At 74.0% G+C, this 16,398-nt stretch carries 14 protein-coding genes; 7 read left to right on the top strand and 7 right to left on the bottom strand.

Annotated elements, in window-relative coordinates; translation table 11 throughout:
• Positions 1-55: 55 nt before the first annotated feature.
• On the top strand, positions 56-523 hold the full coding sequence (locus AC1UE5_RS01560; RefSeq protein ID WP_482920301.1) for an Lrp/AsnC family transcriptional regulator: 468 nt from the start codon (positions 56-58) through the stop codon (positions 521-523).
• A gap of 39 nt (positions 524-562) precedes the next feature.
• On the opposite strand, the gene AC1UE5_RS01555 is transcribed toward AC1UE5_RS01560, so the two are convergent.
• Positions 563-2,230, bottom strand: coding sequence for a glutamate synthase-related protein (locus AC1UE5_RS01555; protein WP_482920300.1), 1,668 nt, complete (start codon positions 2,228-2,230; stop codon positions 563-565).
• A 113-nt stretch (positions 2,231-2,343) separates the two neighbouring features.
• Here AC1UE5_RS01555 and AC1UE5_RS01550 point away from each other — a divergent pair, with 113 nt between their 5' ends.
• From AC1UE5_RS01550 to AC1UE5_RS01535, 4 genes are read left to right on the top strand one after another with little or no spacing between them, the layout of a single operon-like run.
• Complete coding sequence (locus AC1UE5_RS01550; RefSeq protein WP_482920299.1) at positions 2,344-3,636, top strand: hypothetical protein; 1,293 nt, start codon at positions 2,344-2,346, stop codon at positions 3,634-3,636.
• 28 nt (positions 3,637-3,664) lie between these two features.
• Entirely contained in the window at positions 3,665-4,054 is a 390-nt protein-coding gene (locus AC1UE5_RS01545) for a cyclic nucleotide-binding domain-containing protein (RefSeq protein WP_482920298.1), read from the top strand.
• An 8-nt stretch (positions 4,055-4,062) separates the two neighbouring features.
• Positions 4,063-4,962: a DMT family transporter gene (locus AC1UE5_RS01540; protein WP_482920297.1), complete on the top strand. Its 900-nt coding sequence runs from the start codon at positions 4,063-4,065 to the stop codon at positions 4,960-4,962.
• Positions 4,938-5,336 carry a hypothetical protein gene (locus AC1UE5_RS01535; RefSeq protein WP_482920296.1) on the top strand — a complete coding sequence of 133 codons (399 nt, stop codon included), beginning with the start codon at positions 4,938-4,940 and terminating at the stop codon, positions 5,334-5,336. The genes AC1UE5_RS01540 and AC1UE5_RS01535 overlap by 25 nt, the downstream gene beginning before the upstream one ends.
• On the opposite strand, the gene AC1UE5_RS01530 is transcribed toward AC1UE5_RS01535, so the two are convergent.
• The 3 genes from AC1UE5_RS01530 to AC1UE5_RS01520 are packed head-to-tail and all read right to left on the bottom strand — an operon-like array spanning position 5,337 to position 9,689.
• Positions 5,337-7,118: an N-acetylglutaminylglutamine amidotransferase gene (locus AC1UE5_RS01530; protein WP_482920295.1), complete on the bottom strand. Its 1,782-nt coding sequence runs from the start codon at positions 7,116-7,118 to the stop codon at positions 5,337-5,339.
• 3 nt (positions 7,119-7,121) lie between these two features.
• Positions 7,122-7,583, bottom strand: a complete 462-nt coding sequence (gene greA / locus AC1UE5_RS01525; protein WP_482920294.1) for a transcription elongation factor GreA — start codon at positions 7,581-7,583, stop codon at positions 7,122-7,124.
• A gap of 48 nt (positions 7,584-7,631) precedes the next feature.
• Positions 7,632-9,689, bottom strand: a complete 2,058-nt coding sequence (locus AC1UE5_RS01520; protein ID WP_482920293.1) for a GGDEF domain-containing protein — start codon at positions 9,687-9,689, stop codon at positions 7,632-7,634.
• 129 nt (positions 9,690-9,818) lie between these two features.
• Here AC1UE5_RS01520 and AC1UE5_RS01515 point away from each other — a divergent pair, with 129 nt between their 5' ends.
• The gene (locus AC1UE5_RS01515) at positions 9,819-11,234 is read left to right on the top strand and encodes an MFS transporter (RefSeq protein WP_482920292.1); all 1,416 of its coding nucleotides are present in this window, start codon (positions 9,819-9,821) and stop codon (positions 11,232-11,234) included.
• A 57-nt stretch (positions 11,235-11,291) separates the two neighbouring features.
• On the opposite strand, the gene AC1UE5_RS01510 is transcribed toward AC1UE5_RS01515, so the two are convergent.
• Positions 11,292-12,314, bottom strand: a complete 1,023-nt coding sequence (locus AC1UE5_RS01510) for an aldo/keto reductase (RefSeq protein ID WP_482920291.1) — start codon at positions 12,312-12,314, stop codon at positions 11,292-11,294.
• 78 nt (positions 12,315-12,392) lie between these two features.
• On the opposite strand from AC1UE5_RS01510, the gene AC1UE5_RS01505 reads away from it, so the two are divergent.
• The gene (locus AC1UE5_RS01505; protein WP_482920290.1) at positions 12,393-12,944 is read left to right on the top strand and encodes a TetR/AcrR family transcriptional regulator; all 552 of its coding nucleotides are present in this window, start codon (positions 12,393-12,395) and stop codon (positions 12,942-12,944) included.
• Here AC1UE5_RS01505 and AC1UE5_RS01500 read toward each other — a convergent pair.
• Both AC1UE5_RS01500 and AC1UE5_RS01495 read right to left on the bottom strand, forming a co-directional pair.
• The gene (locus AC1UE5_RS01500; RefSeq protein WP_482920289.1) at positions 12,941-14,536 is read right to left on the bottom strand and encodes an ABC-F family ATP-binding cassette domain-containing protein; all 1,596 of its coding nucleotides are present in this window, start codon (positions 14,534-14,536) and stop codon (positions 12,941-12,943) included. The genes AC1UE5_RS01505 and AC1UE5_RS01500 overlap by 4 nt on opposite strands.
• Before the next feature lie 41 nt (positions 14,537-14,577).
• Complete coding sequence (locus AC1UE5_RS01495; RefSeq protein ID WP_482920288.1) at positions 14,578-16,263, bottom strand: PKD domain-containing protein; 1,686 nt, start codon at positions 16,261-16,263, stop codon at positions 14,578-14,580.
• Positions 16,264-16,398 lie beyond the last annotated feature (135 nt).

Raw genomic sequence — 16,398 nt, 5'->3', positions numbered from 1 at the left:
CCATCCCGCCGCGCGGCACTTGACACCATGGCCGATCGACGGGAGATTCGGGCACATGCTTTCGATTCGCAGGGAGATCGACGCGATCGACCGCGAGATGCTGGGCATCCTCCAGACCGACGGCCGCATCACGTTCGCGGAGCTCGGGCGCCGCGTCGGGCTCTCCGCCCCCGCCGTCGCGGACCGCGTCAGCCGCATGGAGCGCGAGGGCGTCATCACCGGCTACCGCGCCGAGGTCGACCCCGCGGCGGCCGGGCTCAGCCTCACGACGGTCATCCGCGTCCGGCCCTCCCCCGGCCAGCTGCAGAACGTCGCGCAGCTCGCCCAGCGGACGCCCGAGGTCGTCGAGTGCCGCCGCGTCACCGGCGACGACTGCTACGTCATGACCGCGCACGTCCGCGACGTCCTGCACCTGGAGGAGGTCATCGACCGGTTCGTCGTCATCGGCCAGACGACGACCGCGATCGTCCAGTCCTCCCCCGTCCCTCGCCGCCCGGTGGCGCTCGACCCGCCGCTGGCGTAGCCGGCCGCGCGGGAGGGCCGGAGGGCGCGGCGCGAAGCGCTAGTCGCCCTCCCGCGCGCCCCCGCCCGCGCCGCCGGGCGTCGCCAGGTCGCGCGCCTCGCTGCCCGGCCCGCCGCGGCCCGACTCGTCGCCCGCGATCGGGCCGCCCTCGGTGCCGGGCGCCGGGACGCCGGCGGGCGGGCCGACGAGCGCCTCGATCTCCTCCCGCCGCGCGTCGCTCAGGCGCCGCCAGGCGGGGTCGTAGCCGAACACGTCCTCCAGGCCGGCCGTCGTGAACCCCTCGCCGACCAGCTCGACGTGCTCGGGCGCCAGCAGCGCCGGGTGGCGCACGCCCATCGACCGCGCGAGCGCGAGGAGCTCGCCCCGCAGCGCGCGGACGTAGTTGGCGGCGCGCGCGTCCTTGACGTCGGGGTCCAGGCCGCGCATGAGCCAGCGGTTCTGCGTCGCGACGCCGGTCGGGCAGCCGCCCGTGTGGCACCGCTGCGCCTGGATGCAGCCGATCGCGAGCATCGCCTCGCGGCCCACGTTGACCATGTCGCACCCGAGCGCGAAGGCGAACACCGCCGCGTCGGGCAGCCCGAGCCGGCCCGCGCCGACGAACACCACGTCCTCGTGCAGCCCTTCACGCGCGAACGCCGCGAACACCCGCGCGAACCCGACCTTGAACGGCAGTGCGACGTGGTCGGCGAACGCCAGCGGCGCCGCGCCGGTGCCGCCCTCGGCGCCGTCGATCGTGACGAAGTCCGGGCCGCCGCCGGTCTCGCGCATCCGCCGCGCCAGCTCCTCCCAGAACGCGAGCTGCCCGACCGCGGACTTGATGCCGACCGGCAGCCCGGTCGCGTCCGCGACCCGTTCGCCGAACGCGATCAGCCCGTCGACGTCGCCGAACGCCGTGTGCCGCGCGGGGCTCACGCAGTCGCGGCCCTCGGGGACGCCGCGGATGCGCGCGATCTCCGGCGTCACCTTCGCCGCCGGCAGCATCCCGCCGAGTCCCGGCTTCGCACCCTGCGACAGCTTGATCTCGATCGCCCGCACCGGCGCGCTCGCGACCACCTCCCGCAGCCGCTCCAGCGAGAACCGCCCGTCCGCGTCGCGGCAGCCGAAGTAGCCGGTGCCGATCTGGAAGACCAGCTCCCCACCCAGCCGGTGCGCGTCGGCCAGCCCGCCCTCGCCCGTGTTGTGCAGGCACGGCGCGGCGGCCGCGCCGCGGTTGAGCGCCTCCACCGCGGGCCGCGACAGCGAGCCGTAGCTCATCGCCGAGATGTTCACCACGGACGCGGGGCGGAACGCGCCCCGGCGCCGATGCGCGCCGCCAAGCACCTTGCCCGCCGGGAGCAGGTACTCGGGCGGCGCGCCCGTGGTGCCCGCCTGAGGCGGCGCCGCCGGGAACGGCTGATGCTTCATCACCAGGCGCCCCGGGTCGCGCTCGACGTCGTCGTCGGTCCCGAAGCCGAACGTGTTGATCTCCCGCTTCGACGACGCGTAGACCCAGCGGCGCTGGTCGCGCGAGAACGGGCGCTCCTCGTCGTTGCTGGTGACGATGTACTGCCGCAGCTCGGGCCCGACGGCTTCGAGCCAGAAGCGGAAGTGCCCGGCCACCGGGAAGTTGCGGAGGATCGCGTGGCGGCGCTGCAGCAGGTCGTAGGCGGTGAGGCCGGCGACCGCCGCGCCCGCGGCCGCCGTCCCGATCCGCTTGCCCGAACTCACACCAGGCCCTTACCCGCGAGGGCGATCACATCGCGCGTAAGCATCCCTGTGTAAGCGCGCTGACCCGTGGGTAACGCCTGCCTCCACAACCAGAGACGGACAAGGGGGCATCGGTGCGGAAGGTGTGGTTCGGGCTCGTCGCCGTGGTGGTGGCGATGGTGGGAGCGTTCGGCGTGCTGTCGAGCGGCAGCGAGGCGGCGGATCCGCAGAACGTGGGGCTGCCCTCTGCTGCCAAGGTCGCCGAGCGCGTCGAGCAGCTACGCGGGCTGACGTTCGAGCGCCAGCCGCGCGTGGAGATCGTGACGGCGAAGCAGCTCGACGGTGAGCTGCGCAAGATCGACCGCGCCGCGGCGAGGGAGCTGAAGGGCGTGGCCAAGCGGCGCGCCGAGGCGCTCTCGGTCGCGTCGACGGCGGTCATGGGGCTGAGCGGCCTGGTGCCCGAGGAGGAGCTCGACGGCGGCAGCAGCGGCTCGGAGGGCGGCTCGGTCCTCGGGCTCTACGTGCCCGAGCGCCGGCGGGTGTTCGTCGTGCGCGAGCTGGCGGAGAAGGACCCCAAGCTCGCCGAGGCCGTGCTCGCGCACGAGCTCAACCACGCGCTGGAGGACCAGCGGTTCGGCGGCTTCTCGCGCGAGAGCAAGCCGTTCGCGGAGGCCGCGTTCGCGCGCCACGCGTTCTTCGAGGGCACGGCGACGCTGATCGAGCTCGAGTACCGCGCCAAGCACCTCGGCGACGACCGCCCGCTCGAGCAGATGATCGAGGAGGAGGTCCGCGCGCGGCTGGGCGACGAGGACGCGCCTCCCGGGCTGAACGTCCTCAGCCAGTTCCCGTACGCGGACGGCGCGACGTTCGTGCGCGCGCTGCACCGCCAGGGCGGCTGGAAGCAGGTCGACCAGGCCGCCAGGCGCCCGCCGGCGACGTCGAGCGCGATCCTGAACCCGGAGAAGTGGCCGACCGACCGGCAGGAGCGCCCGCGGTTCTCGCTCGGCGGCGCGCTGGACGACGAGTGGACGCGGCTCGCGCGCGCGGACCTCGGCGAGGTCGACACCGTCGCGATCCTGGCCGCCGGCCTGCCGATCGACCAGGCCAAGAAGGCCGCCGAGGGCTGGTCGGCCGGGCGCTTCGAGGCGTGGGTCCACGAGGACGTCGAGGACGACTGCGAGGGCGCGTGCCGCGAGTCGTTCGCCGCCGCGCTGGTGTGGAAGACGGCGAACGAGGCCGAGCAGGAGGAGCTGACCGGGGCGCTGAAGGCGGCGCTGGAGAAGTCGGTCGACGCGGAGGCCGCCGGAGACGTCCTGAAGATCGGCAAGGGTCACGCGGCGCAGGCCGCGCGCGGGGACGTGACGGTGCTCGCGTTCGCGCCGACGGCGGAGGAGGCCAAGCGGGTCGCCGCGGAGGCGTCGCGCTAGTCCGCATCGGCCGGTAGGGTCGGCGCCCATGAACCAGAAGCGGCTGGCGGAGCTGCCCCTGTTCGAGGGGCTCGACGAGGAGGCCCTGCGGACCGTCTCGAAGGTCACGCAGGAGGTCAGCGTCCAGGAGGGCGCCGAGCTCGTCCGCGAGGGCGACTACTCGTACAACCTCACGATCATCGACGAGGGCGAGGCCGAGGTCTCGCACGACGGCGAGGTCGTGGCGAAGCTCGGCCCGGGTGACGTGTTCGGCGAGGTGGGCGTCGTCAAGAAGGGCGTCCGCAACGCGACCGTCACCGCTTCGTCGCCGATGCGCCTCATCACGCTCACCGGCTGGGACCTGCGGCGGCTGCGCAACCGCATCCCGCAGCTGGAGGAGCGCATCAACGCGCTGGCCGCCGAGCGCGGCGGGCAGTAGCTCCGGACGTGCGCGACCGGCCCGTGCTCATCGCACTGGCCGGCGCGCTCACCATCGCGTTCTCGGCGATCCTCGTCCGGCTCGCCGAGGTGTCGCCCGAGACCGCGGCCTTCTTCCGCTGCTTCTACGCGGTCCCGGTGCTGTGGCTGCTTGCGCGGGCGGAGGCGCGGCGGGACGGACCGCGCACGCGCGACCTGCGCACGGGTCTCGCAGCCGGCACGCTGTTCGCGGCGACGCTGATCTTCTGGCACCACGCGATCGAGAACGTCGGCGCCGGCCTGAGCACCGTCCTCGGCAACCTCCAGGTCGTGTTCGTCGCGTTCGCGGCGTGGGCCGCGCTGGGCGAGCGGCCCTCGCAGCGGGTCGTGGTCGCGCTCCCGATCGTCCTCACCGGCGTCATGCTGATCTCCGGCCTGCTGGAGGAGGGCGCGTACGGCGACGACCCGGTCCTCGGCGTCGTCTACGGCCTGCTCAACGCGGTCACGTACGCCGCGTTCATCCTCCTCGTGCGGCGGGCGAACACCGGCGCGCGCCGCCCGGCCGGGCCGCTGCTCGACGTCTCCGTCGTCGCGAGCGTCGTCGCGTTCGCGTACGGCGAGCTGGCCGGCGTCCTCGACGTCACGCCCGGCTGGGAGGCGACCGGCTGGCTGCTCCTCCTCGCGCTCACGTCGCAGGTGCTCGGGTGGATGCTCATCTCGCTCAGCCTCCCGCTCCTGCCCGCCGCGCTCGGCGCCGTGCTGCTCCTGCTGCAGCCGCTCGGCAGCGTCCTCCTCGCCATCGCGATCTTCGACGAAGCTCCCAGCGGCGTCCAGCTGGCCGGCGGCCTGACGATCCTGCTCGGCGTCCTGACCGCGACGGGCGCCCTGCGAATACCCTCCGGCGCATGGAGCAGATCCCCGTCGAGCTGATCGTGTCCGAGGAGAGCGTCCGCGCCGGCCTCGCCGCGATGGAGCGCATCCACGGCCGTCACCTCGGCAACATGACCCCCGAGGAGCAGGAGACGGCCCGCGAGCACTGGCGCGCGCAGGTCGAGGAGATCCTGGTGTCCGTCCGCAACGGCTTCGAGGACCCGCCGGCCGTGCTCGGCGCGGGCCGCGCCGTCATCTCGTTCTCGGACGCCGGCGGCGACGAGGTGCAGGTCGGCGCGTCGTTCATGCCCGAGCTGCGGGAGCTGGGCGACGGCCAGGTCGAGGGCACGCCCGCGCAGCTGCTGGCGCTCAGCGCGCTCGAGTCGCTCGCCGAGGGCGGCGAGGACGACGACGAGCCGGAGTCGCTCGCCTAGCTACACCGCGCGGGCCTGAAGCCACAGCTCCAGGACGCCGAGCTGCCACAGGACGTTCCCGCCGATGTTCGTCATCGTCGCGTTCGGGCGGGCCAGGAGCCGCTCGACCGCGGCGGCGTCGAACAGCCCGCGCTCGCGGGCCTCGGGCGCCAGCAGCGCGTCGCGGACGAGCTGCACGTACGACCCGCGCAGCTCCTTCAGCGCCGGCACCGGGAAGTAGCCCTTCTCGCGGTCGATCACCGCGGACGGGATGACGCCGCGGGCCGCGTCCTTCAGCACGCCCTTGCCGTCCTGGGCCAGCTTCAGCTCGCCCGGGATGCGCGCCGCCAGCTCGACGAACTCGTGGTCGAGGAACGGCGTGCGGCACTCCAGTCCCCACGCCATGGTCATGTTGTCGACGCGCTTGACCGGGTCGTCGACGAGCATCACCTCGGTGTCGAGCCGCAGCGCGCGCGACAGCGGGCGGTCGCTGCCGGGCCGCTCGAAGTGGGAGCGCACGAACTCCCGCGAGGGGTCGTGCGACAGCCGGTACTCGGGCGCGAGCAGGCCGAGCAGCTCGGCGTGGGAGCGGTCGAAGAACGCCGCCGCGTACGCGTCGTCCCCCAGCCCGGGCGCGTCGAGCAGCGGCGGGTACCAGTCGTAGCCGCCGAGCACCTCGTCGGCGCCCTGGCCGCTCTGCACGACCTTGACGTGCTTGGAGACCTCGCGCGAGAGCAGGTAGAACGCGACGACGTCGTGGGACGTCATCGGCTCGGCCATCGCGTCGATCGCGTCGCGCAGCGCCGGGAACAGCTCGCGATCGGGCACGCGGAGCTGGTGGTGGTCGGTGCCGTACTCGCGCGCGACCAGGTCGCTCCAGCGGAACTCGTCGCCGGACTGGCCGCCGACGTCCTCGAAGCCGACGCTGAACGTCTGCAGCCCGCGCTGGCCCTCCTCGGCGAGCAGCCCGACGATCAGCGACGAGTCGACCCCGCCGCTCAGCAGCACGCCGACGGGGACGTCGCTCACCATCCGCTTGCGCACCGCGCGCCGCAGCGCCTCGAGCACCAGCGTCGCCCAGTCCGCCTCGTCGAGCCCGTCGAGCTCGGGGTGCTCCTCCCAGTCCGGGCCCCACCAGCGGCGCTCGCTGCGAGAGCCGTCCGGCTCCACCGTCAGCACCGTCGCCGGCGGGAGCTTGCGGACGCCCTGCAGGATCGTCCGCGGCGGCGGCACGACCGCGTGCCACGAGAGGTAGTGGTGCAGCGCGACGGGGTCGATCGACGTGTCCACGCCGCCGGCGCGCAGGATCGCGGGCAGCGACGATGCGAACCGCAGCGCGTGCCCGCCGTCCACGTCGGCCAGGTACAGCGGCTTGATCCCGAGCCGGTCGCGCGCGAGGAACAGCCGGCCCGTGTCCCGCTCGGCCACCGCGATGGCGAACATGCCGTGCAGCCGCGACAGCGCGTCCGGCCCCCACTTGTGCCACGCCTTGAGGATGACCTCGGTGTCGGAGTGGCCGGCGAACGTGTAGCCGTCGGCCCGCAGCTCCTCCAGGAGGTCCGGGTAGTTGTAGATGCAGCCGTTGAACGCGACGGTGAGGCCGAGCGTCGCGTCGTGCATCGGCTGCCCGCCCGCGGGCGACAGGTCGATGATGCTCAGGCGCCGGTGGCCGAGCGCGATCCCGTCCTGGGCCCACAGCCCCGCGCCGTCGGGCCCACGCCGATCGAGCGCGCAGGCCATCCGGTCGACGGCCGCGACGTCAGCACGGCCGCCGAAGCGCCGCTCACCCGCCAGGCCGCACACGCCTCAGCTGATGCTGACGACGCGCAGCCGGCGCTCGCCCTTGGGGGTCGCGATCGTCGCCGTCTCGCCCTTGCGCTTGCCCGCCAGGGCGGCACCGACCGGCGACTCGAACGACAGCTTGCCCGCGCCCGGGTCCTGCTCGCTCGCTGAGACGAGGGTGTACGACAGCTTGCGGCCCGAGGCCTCGTCCTCCAGCTCGACCTTCGAGCCGAAGCCGACGACGTCGCCGCCCGCCTGCGCCTCGACGATCGTGGCGTTCTGGATGCGGTCGCGCAGCTGGAGGATCTTCGTCTCCAGGAAGCCCTGGGCCTCCTTGGCCGCGTGGTACTCGGCGTTCTCCTTGAGGTCGCCGAACTCGCGAGCGGTCTTGATCTGCTCCGCGATCTGCTGGCGACCGGTCGTCTCGAGGCGCGTGAGCTCCTCACGCAGCGCCTCGAGACCCTCCTGGGTCATCACGTTCTCCATCCGGCCACATTCTCGCAGGCGTCCCCGCGGAGCCTGGGAGGTTCGGCCTCAGGCGGCGACGGCCACGCGGTCCTTGCCGGAGCGCTTGGCGTCGTAGAGCGCCGCGTCGGCGCGGACGATCAGCTCGGCGCGGTCGCCCGCGTCGTCCGGCCAGCAGGCCAGCCCGACGCTGACGCGCAGCGGATGGGCGAACGGCGCGTCGGCCACGGCGGAGAGCAGGCGCTCGGCGACCTCGACGGCGTCGGCGGAGCGCAGACCCGGCAGGAGGACCATGAACTCCTCCCCGCCGACGCGGAAGACCGTGTCCTTCTCCCGCACGCCCCGGCGCAGGGCGTCCGCGACCCGCTGGAGCGCGTCATCGCCGACCGGGTGGCCGTGGGCGTCGTTGATCGCCTTGAAGTCGTCGATGTCGATCGCCGCGACGGTGAACGGCCAGTCGCCCTCGCGCTCGGAGGCGAGCAGCGCGTCCAGCGCCTCGTGGAACGCGCGGTGGCCGAGCAGCCCGGTGAGGTTGTCGTGGCGGGCGAGATGGGTCATCTGCTCCAGCCGCACGGCGCTGTCGAGCGCGGTCGCCGCCTGGGCGGTGACGCCGGCCAGGCGCTCGAGCAGCGCGGGCGTCGAGCGCAGCCGCTCGGGGCGGTCGGAGACGACGCAGCTGAGCAGGCCGTAGAAGACGCCGCGCGCGACGATCGGCGTCACGACGCAGCCCTTCGCGCCGGTGCGGCGCAGCAGCGGCCCGAGGTACGCGTCCTCGGTCTGGTCGGTGAAGAAGAGCGGTTTGCCCTCGGGGTTCGCGATCACCCGGCCCATCGCGGGGCTCTGGTCGGCGGTCACGCGGACCTGGCGCAGCTGCTCCTCGACCTCGGGCGGCGCGTCGGTGCTCGTCCGGTAGAAGACGGCCTGCTCGGCGTCGTCCCACAGGTAGACGACGACGCGGTCGCAGTCGACGATGCTCGGCACGGCGCGCGCGAGCCGCTCGGCGACGACGTCGACGGTCTGGGCCGCGGCGAGCTGCTGCGCGAGCTCGAGCAGCACGTGCGCCTGCTCCTCGCGGCGGCGGGCGGCGTCGAGCGCGGCGTGCGTGTCGAGCACCGCGGCGGCGTAGCCGGCGTAGATCTCCAGCAGGTCCTGCTCGTGCGGGAAGAACGCGCCGCCTGGCGAGAAGGCCATGAGCTTGCCGTAGTCGCGCGTGGCGCTGGCGACCCGGGCGACGAGGCGGCCGCCGGCGGTGGCGCGGCTGTCCTCCAGGCGCTCGCGGGCGAGCGCCTCCAGGTCGTCGGCGGCCGTGTAGCCGCGGTGGTGGACGTGCAGCTCCTCCGGCTCACCCGTGCGGACGGCGAGCAGGTGGCGCGGGGCCTGGACGGTGGTCGCGGCGCGCTCGGTGATGCGCTGCAGCGCGGTGTCGACGTCGTCGAGCGCGATGAGGTCGCGGGCGGTCGCGTACATCGACTCCAGCCGCTCGCCCATGCTGGTGAGCTGCTGCTCGAGCGAGGTGACGAGCACCTCGGGGTCGGCGGACTCGGCTGCGCGCGCGGCGTCCCATGTGGCGACGTACGTGCACGGGCCCTCGCCGCGCAGCTCGCACTGCGGGTGCTCGACGAGCGCGGGCGGCAGGCCGAAGAGGCAGGTGGGCTGGGACAGCGTGCCGACGACGAGCTGGCACATGTGGCGGTCGCGCGCGTGGCCGTCGAGCATCCGCGCGCGCACGACGGCGCGGCCGGGCGCGACCTCGAGCGGCTCCAGCGTCGAGACCGTCGAGAACTTCGCCATGGCGATCGCGATCTGCTCGAACACCGCCTCGGGGGAGCCGAGCCCGCGCAGCAGCGACGAGACCGCGGTGCCGGCGAAGCGGCGGACGGTCTCCTCCCCCACGCGGCGGGCGATGTCCTCGTCCCCGGCGACCTGCGCGGCCGCCTCGAAGAGCGCGGTGACGTCGCGGTACGAGATCCAGTTGGCGTCGTCCTCCAGGTGCGCGCTGGTGTGCGGCACGCCGGAGCGGCGCACGACGTCCTGGACGGCCGACTCGCCGAGCGTGGCACGGACGCGCGCGAGCAGCAGGCTGCTCGTCGCGCAGGCGACCTTCCCGGTGACCCCGTCGGCGCTCATCACCTGCGTGATCGTCCGGGGGCCGCGGAACTTGTGGGCGCGCGGTTACCGCCCCGCACGGGGGTCCGGGGGTCACGAATCGGGGATCCCCCGATGCCCCGGGGCGGCGGGACCGAAGAGGGTGACCCCATGACCAGGACACAACGCCTCACCCTCGCCGTCGTGTCCGCCGCGACGGCGATGCTGATGCTCGACATCGCGGTGGTGAACACCGCGCTGGCGGACATCGCCGAGGATCTCGACACCGGACTCGGCGGCCTCCAATGGGTCGTCGACGCCTACACGCTCGCGCTGGCGAGCGTCGTGCTCTCCGCCGGCTTCCTCGCCGACCGCCTCGGGCGGCGGCGGCTCTTCTACGTCGGCCTGGGGATCTTCACCGCCACCTCCGTCGTCTGCGGGATCGCCCCGTCGATCGAGGTGCTCAACTCCGCGCGCGCCGTGCAGGGCGTCGGCGCGGCCATCATGTTCGCCGTCTCGCTGGCGCTGCTCGCGCACGCGTTCCCCGGCGCCAAGGAGCGCGCGGGCGCGCTGGCCGTCTACGGCGCGACGATCGGCGCCTCGTTCGCCGTCGGCCCGCTGGTCGGCGGTGCGCTGACGAGCGGCCTGGACTGGCGCTGGGTGTTCCTCGTGAACATCCCGCTCGGCATCGCGTGCATCTGGCTGACCAAGGTCGGCGTCGAGGAGTCGCGCGACCCCGCCCCGCGCAAGATCGACTGGCCCGGCCAGGCGACGCTCGCGCCCGGCCTCTTCCTGCTCGTGCTCGCGCTGCTGCGCGGCAACGAGGAGGGCTGGGGCTCGACGCTGATCGTCTCGCTGTTCGCCGGCGCCGCCGCGCTGCTCGTCGCGTTCCTGGCGATCCAGGCGCGCGTCAAGGAGCCGATGCTGCCGCTCGGGCTGTTCCGCAACCCGGACTTCTCCGGCGCGCAGATCAGCGCGTTCGCGATCTCCGCGTCGCTGTTCGCGGTCTTCCTGTACGTGACGCTCTACCTCCAGCAGATCCTCGGCCTCTCGGCCGTGGAGGCGGGCCTGGCCTACATCCCGGGCACGATCCTCAACCTCGTCGTGGCCGGCGCGACCGCGTCCTTCCTCGAGCGCGGCGTCTCGCCGCGGGTCCTGATCTCGGTCGGCCTGCTGCTCGTCTCGATCGGCCTGGTCGGCATGGCCGTGGTGGCCGAGGTCGACTCGTCGTGGTGGGTCCTCCTGCCCGGCTTCATGGTCGGCATGATCGGCACCGGCATGTTCAACCCGGCGGTCTCGAACGTCGCGCTGTCGAGCGCGCCGGCCGAGCAGTCCGGGCTGGCCGCGGGTGTCAACGACACGTTCCGCCAGGCCGGCATCGCGGTCGGCGTCGCCGCGCTGGGCGCGCTGGTGCCCGCGGGCGCGGCGCTCGGCGAGGGCTCGGCCGTCGAGTACGTCGACGGGATGAACGAGGCGCTCCTCGCGGGCGCGGGCCTCGCGTTCCTCGGCGCGATCGCCGCGGCGCTCCTCATCGGCCGCCGCGCTGTCGTCGAGGCCTCGGCCGACGTGGCGGTCGAGACCGCCTGACGCACGCCGGTCGACGCATTCGACCCGCATACCGGGTCGAATGCGTCGATGGGCGCTTCAGCGGCGGCGGCGCAGCGCCGGGTCGAGGAGCGCCGGCGGCGTGTCGTGGTTCGTCCCCGCCGAGAGGTCGGTCCCGGGCGGGACGATCGCGTCGATGGCGTCGAGCACGTCGGCGCTCAGCACGGTGTCGGCGGCGGCGAGCTGCGTGTGCAGGTGGTCGAGCGTCCGCGGGCCGACGAGCGCGCTCGTCACGCCCGGGTGCGCGGTCACGAAGCCGAGGGCGAGCTGGATCAGCGTCAGGCCCGCCTCGTCGGCGACCTGCACGAGGCGCTCGACCGCGTCGAGCTTGGCCTGGTTCTCGGGGATCGACAGGTCGAACCGCTCCTGCAGGAAGCCGGCGCGGTGGGTACGGATCTCCTCCCCCGCCCGGACCGCGCCTGACAGCCACCCCGAGGCCAGCGGGCTCCAGGCCAGCACGCCCATCCGGTACTCCTGCGTCGCCGGGAGCACGTGCGCCTCGATGCCGCGCTGGAGGATCGAGTACGGCGGCTGCTCGGTGACGTACGGCCGCAGCCCGTGCTCGCGCGCCGCCCACTGGGCCTGGACGATCCGGTAGGCCGGGAACGTCGAGGAGCCGAACGCGCGGATCTTGCCGGCGCGCTGCAGGTCGGTCAGCGCGGAGAGCGTCTCGTCGTCGGCGGTCTCCGGGTCCCAGCGGTGGATCTGGTAGAGGTCGACGTGGTCGACGCCGAGCCGGAGCAGGCTGTCGTCGAACGCCTTGACGAGCCAGCGCCGCGAGCTGCCGCGGTGGTTGCGCTCGTCGCCCATCGGGCTGTTGGCCTTGGTGGCGAGCACGAGGTCGTCGCGGCGGCCCGCGATGGCCTTGCCGACCATGACCTCGGACTCGCCCTGGCCGTACATGTCGGCCGTGTCGATCACGTTGATCCCGGCCTCCAGCGCGGCGTCGACGATCGCCGTCGCCTCGTCCTGCGTCGTGCGGCCGATGCTGCCGAAGTTCATCGCGCCGAGCGCGAGCGTGCTGACCTGGATGCCGGTCCGGCCGAGGGTGCGGTACTGCATGTCGAGGTCCTTGCGTTCGATGAAGCGGAGCAGTGCTCCGCATACGATACGGAACACCGCTCCGTTTTGTGCGCCATGATGTCCGGGATGCCTTCCAAGCGCGCCGACGCCCGCCGCAACCAGCAGGCGCTGCTCGACGCCGCGGCCGCGGTGTTCGTGACGTCGGGCGTCGACGCGCCGGTGCGCGAGATCGCCGCCCGGGCCGGCGTCGGGATGGGCACGATCTACCGCCACTTCCCCACGCGGGCGGACCTCGTCGTCGCGGTCTACCGCCACCAGGTCGAGGCGTGCGCCGAGGCGGGCCCCAGGCTCCTGCGGGAGGCCCACACGCCGCACGAGGCGCTGGCCGCGTGGGCCGAGCTGTTCGTCGACTTCCTCGCGACCAAGCACGGGCTCGCGGGCGCGCTGCGCGGCGAGCGCGCGGGCACCGAGGGCCTGCACGACTACTTCCTCGACCGCCTCGTCCCGGTCTGCGCGGAGCTGCTCGCGGCGGCCGAGCCGGACACGGACGTGCACCCGTACGCGCTGCTGCGGGCGATCGGCAACCTCGCCTTCGGGGCCGGCGACGACCCTCGCTACGACCCGCGCCGGATGGTGCGGTTGCTGCTCGCCGGCCTGCGCGCGGGCTAGCCGGCCAGCGCCTCGGAGGCCGCCCGGTAGTCGGGCAGGAAGCGGACCGTGCCGTCGCGGTCGAGGTGGAGGAAGCGGTCCATGCGGCGCAGGAACGCGCGGTCGTGGGAGACCGCGACGACCGTGCCCTCGAACTCCTCCAGCGCCTGCTCGAGCGCCTCGGACGAGTCGATGTCGAGGTTGTCGGTGGGCTCGTCGAGGAGCAGGAGGTTGTGGCCCTCCAGCTCCAGGCAGAGGATCTCCAGCCGCGCCTTCTGGCCGCCGCTGAGCGTGTCGAACGAGCGGCGCGCGGCGTCGACCAGACCGTAGGCGGCGAGCGACTGCAGCGCGCGCTGGTCGTTGCCGGTGCGCTGGTGGACGATGTCGATGAGCACGCGGCCCTGCAGGTCGGGGCGCGCGTTGAGCTGCGTGAAGTGGCCGATCGAGACGCGCGGGCCCACGCCGACGGCGCCGGTCGACGGCTCGGACTCGCCCGCCAGCGCGCGCATGATGTGCGTCTTGCCGCCGCCGTTGGGGCCGATCAGGCCGATGCGCTCGCCGAAGTGGATCTCGTCCTCGAACGGCCGCACGAGCCCGTCGATGCCGACGTTCTGGAGGTTGAGCACGCGACGCGCCGCGTCACCGCCCTTCATCCGCACCTTGATCTGGCGGTCGGCGACCGGAGGTGGCGGCGGGCCCTCGTCCTTGTGGCGGCGCCAGCGGGTCTCCATCGCGTCCGCGCGCTTGGCCCAGTCGGGCGCGTAGCGGGCGCGCTCCTTGAACGTCCGCACGAGCTCGCGCAGGCGCTTCTCCTCCTCGTGCCAGCGCTTGACCGCGTCGCCCATCCGGCGCTGGCGCTCGGCGCGCGCTTCGGGGTACGTGGCGTACGAGCCGCCGTGCATCCACGCTCCGTGGCCCTCCAGCGTGAGGATCTGCCGCACCGCGGCGGACAGCAGCTCGCGGTCGTGGGAGATCACGAGCACCGTCTTCTTCGACGTCGCGATCTGCTGCTCCAGCGCGCGCTTGGCGGGGACGTCGAGGAAGTTGTCGGGCTCGTCGAGGAGCAGGACGTCCGCGTCGCTGTTGAAGAGCACGTCGAGGACGAGCCGCTTGCGCTCGCCGCCGCTCAGGCTCTCGGCGCGCTGCTCGGCGATGTCGGGGAACGAGCGGCCGGTGATCGCGCGCGCCGCGCGGTCCCACTGCGCCTCCAGCTCGTAGCCGCCGTGCTCGGACCAGTCGCCGATCGCCTCGCCCAGCGCCATCCCGGCGGCGTCGTCGCCCTCCGCCAGCGCGCGCTCGGCGGCGATCATCCGCTCGCCCGGCCCGCGCAGGTTCTCGGGTGCGAGCGAGACGAGCAGCTCCCGCACGGTCGCGTCGGTCCCGGTGACGCCGACGTCCTGCGGCATGTACGCGAGCCGCCCGCCGTGCGAGGTCGCGCCCTCCTCGGCGTCGAGGAGCCCGGCGATCACCTTCAGCAGCGTCGACTTGCCGACCCCGTTCGCCCCGATCAAGCCCGTCTTGCTCCCGGGCGACAGCGTGAAGCTGACACCCTCGAACAGGAGGTCGCCGCCGGGGTGGGCGTACGCGAGGTCGGAGGCGGAGACGTGCGACATGGCCGCGTCAGGGTAGGCGCGCCCGTATCGTCCGCCGGTGGTCAGCCTCCGGTTCGAACCGCGACCGGCAGCGTGGCGACCGACTGGAGGCCGTCGTTGTCGGTCACGGTCAGGCGCGCGGTGCGGGCGCCGGCGGTCGGGAACGTCCACCAGGGCTTGACGCCGGCCGAGTACGTCGTCTGGTCGATCCTGCCGTCGCCGTCGAAGTCCCATTCCAGGCGGTCGATGCGGCCGTCGGGGTCGGTCGTGCCGGAGGCGGAGAACGCGACCGAGACGCCGGCCTGCGGCGTGCCCCACACGAGCGACAGCGCGGCGCGCGGGCGCTGGAGCACGCGCACCCAGGCGGTCGCGACCTTGGACGCGCCGAAGTCGTCGGTCACGCGCAGGCGGACCTTGCGTGAGCCCGCGGCCCCGAACGTCCACGCGGCCTGCGCGCCGCCGGCGTCCCAGACGCCGTCGTCGTCGAAGTCCCACTCGTAGGCGGCGATGCGCGAGTCGGGGTCGGCCGACGTGCCCGCGTCGAACACCGCGGGCTCGTCGAGCACGACCTGCGGCGGCGCGCCGATCGCCGCCGACGGCGCGTCGTTGGTCACGTCGACCCGCACGCTCGCCGCCGCGCTCTGGCCCCACGCGTCGGTCACGGTCAGCCGCACCTCGCGCGCGCCCGGGGTCGGGAAGCGGGTCGTCACCGAGCGGCCCGCCGCGTCGGCCGCGCCGTCGCCGTCGAGGTCCCACGCGTAGGCGAGCGCGGCGCCGTCGGGCGACGAGGAGCGGCCGGCGTCGAACGTCGCCGCGGCGTTGACCGCCACGCGCCCGGGCCCGGAGGCCTTCGCGACCGGCGCGCGGCCCCGCGGGCCCGGCGTCACGACGTCCTGCGTCGGCGCGGCCGGGCCGGAGGTGATCGTCAGCGTCTGGTGCGCGTACGACGTGCGGCCCTTGCGGTCGCGGACGCGCAGCCCGACGCGGACCTTGCCCGGCTTGCCGTACGTGCGCTCGGCGTTGTCGCTGCGGCCGTCGTCGTACGAGCCGTCGCCGTCGAGGTCCCAGCGGTACTCCGTCAGGTCGCCGGACGAGTCGTTGGCCGAGAAGCCGGCCGGCTCCCCCACCTCGATCGCGGTGCCCGGGTAGACGCTGATGCGCGCGATCGGCTTCTGCGCGCCGGTCCGCGTGGGCTTGCCGTCCGAGTTCGTGCCGGACGGCTTGCCGGCGCTCACGGTGCCGCCGGTCGCGACGCGCGCGTAGCCCTGCGCGTCCCGCCACCGCCGCCACCGCCGCGTCACGCGGTTGGAGGAGTTGCCCTCGATCGTCGTCAGCGTGCCGTTGCGGTAGACCCGCTCGACCAGCCCGACGTGCTGCGGGAAGACGATCAGGTCGCCCGAGCGCGGCGTCTTCTTCCACCGGCCGGTCTTCGCCGCCCACGAGCGCAGGTACGGCACGTAGCCGAAGCCCGCGCCGCTCGGCCCGAGCGGCCGCCCGGCCTTCCGCGCGACCCACGAGACGAAGTACGCGCACCAGGGCGCCGGGTAGAACCGCGGCGACGTCGACGCGCCGTACATCCGGATGCGGGTGCCGCGGTTCGAGCCGTCCGGGACCTCACGCACGCCCTTGGCCAGCTCGGCACGCGCGATCGACACCATCCGCGATGCGGCGGAGGCGGCGTGCGCGTCCGGCGCGACGAGCGTCGCGGGGGCGAGCAGGGCGGTGCAGGCGAGCAGGGACAGGAGCACGCGGCGGCAGACCATCCGCCCGGAGATCGGCGCGCCGATGCACCGGATGTAGGGGCATGGACATCCGTCCGAAGCTCTCACCGACGGCGTGCGCGCCAGGACGTCGCGTGCGCGCCCGCGAAGCGGGGAAGCCCT

It is taken from the genome of Parviterribacter multiflagellatus (genome assembly GCF_056863265.1).
The sequence above is the reverse complement of the archived record's forward strand: the minus strand, read 5'-3'. Positions and strand labels throughout refer to the sequence as shown.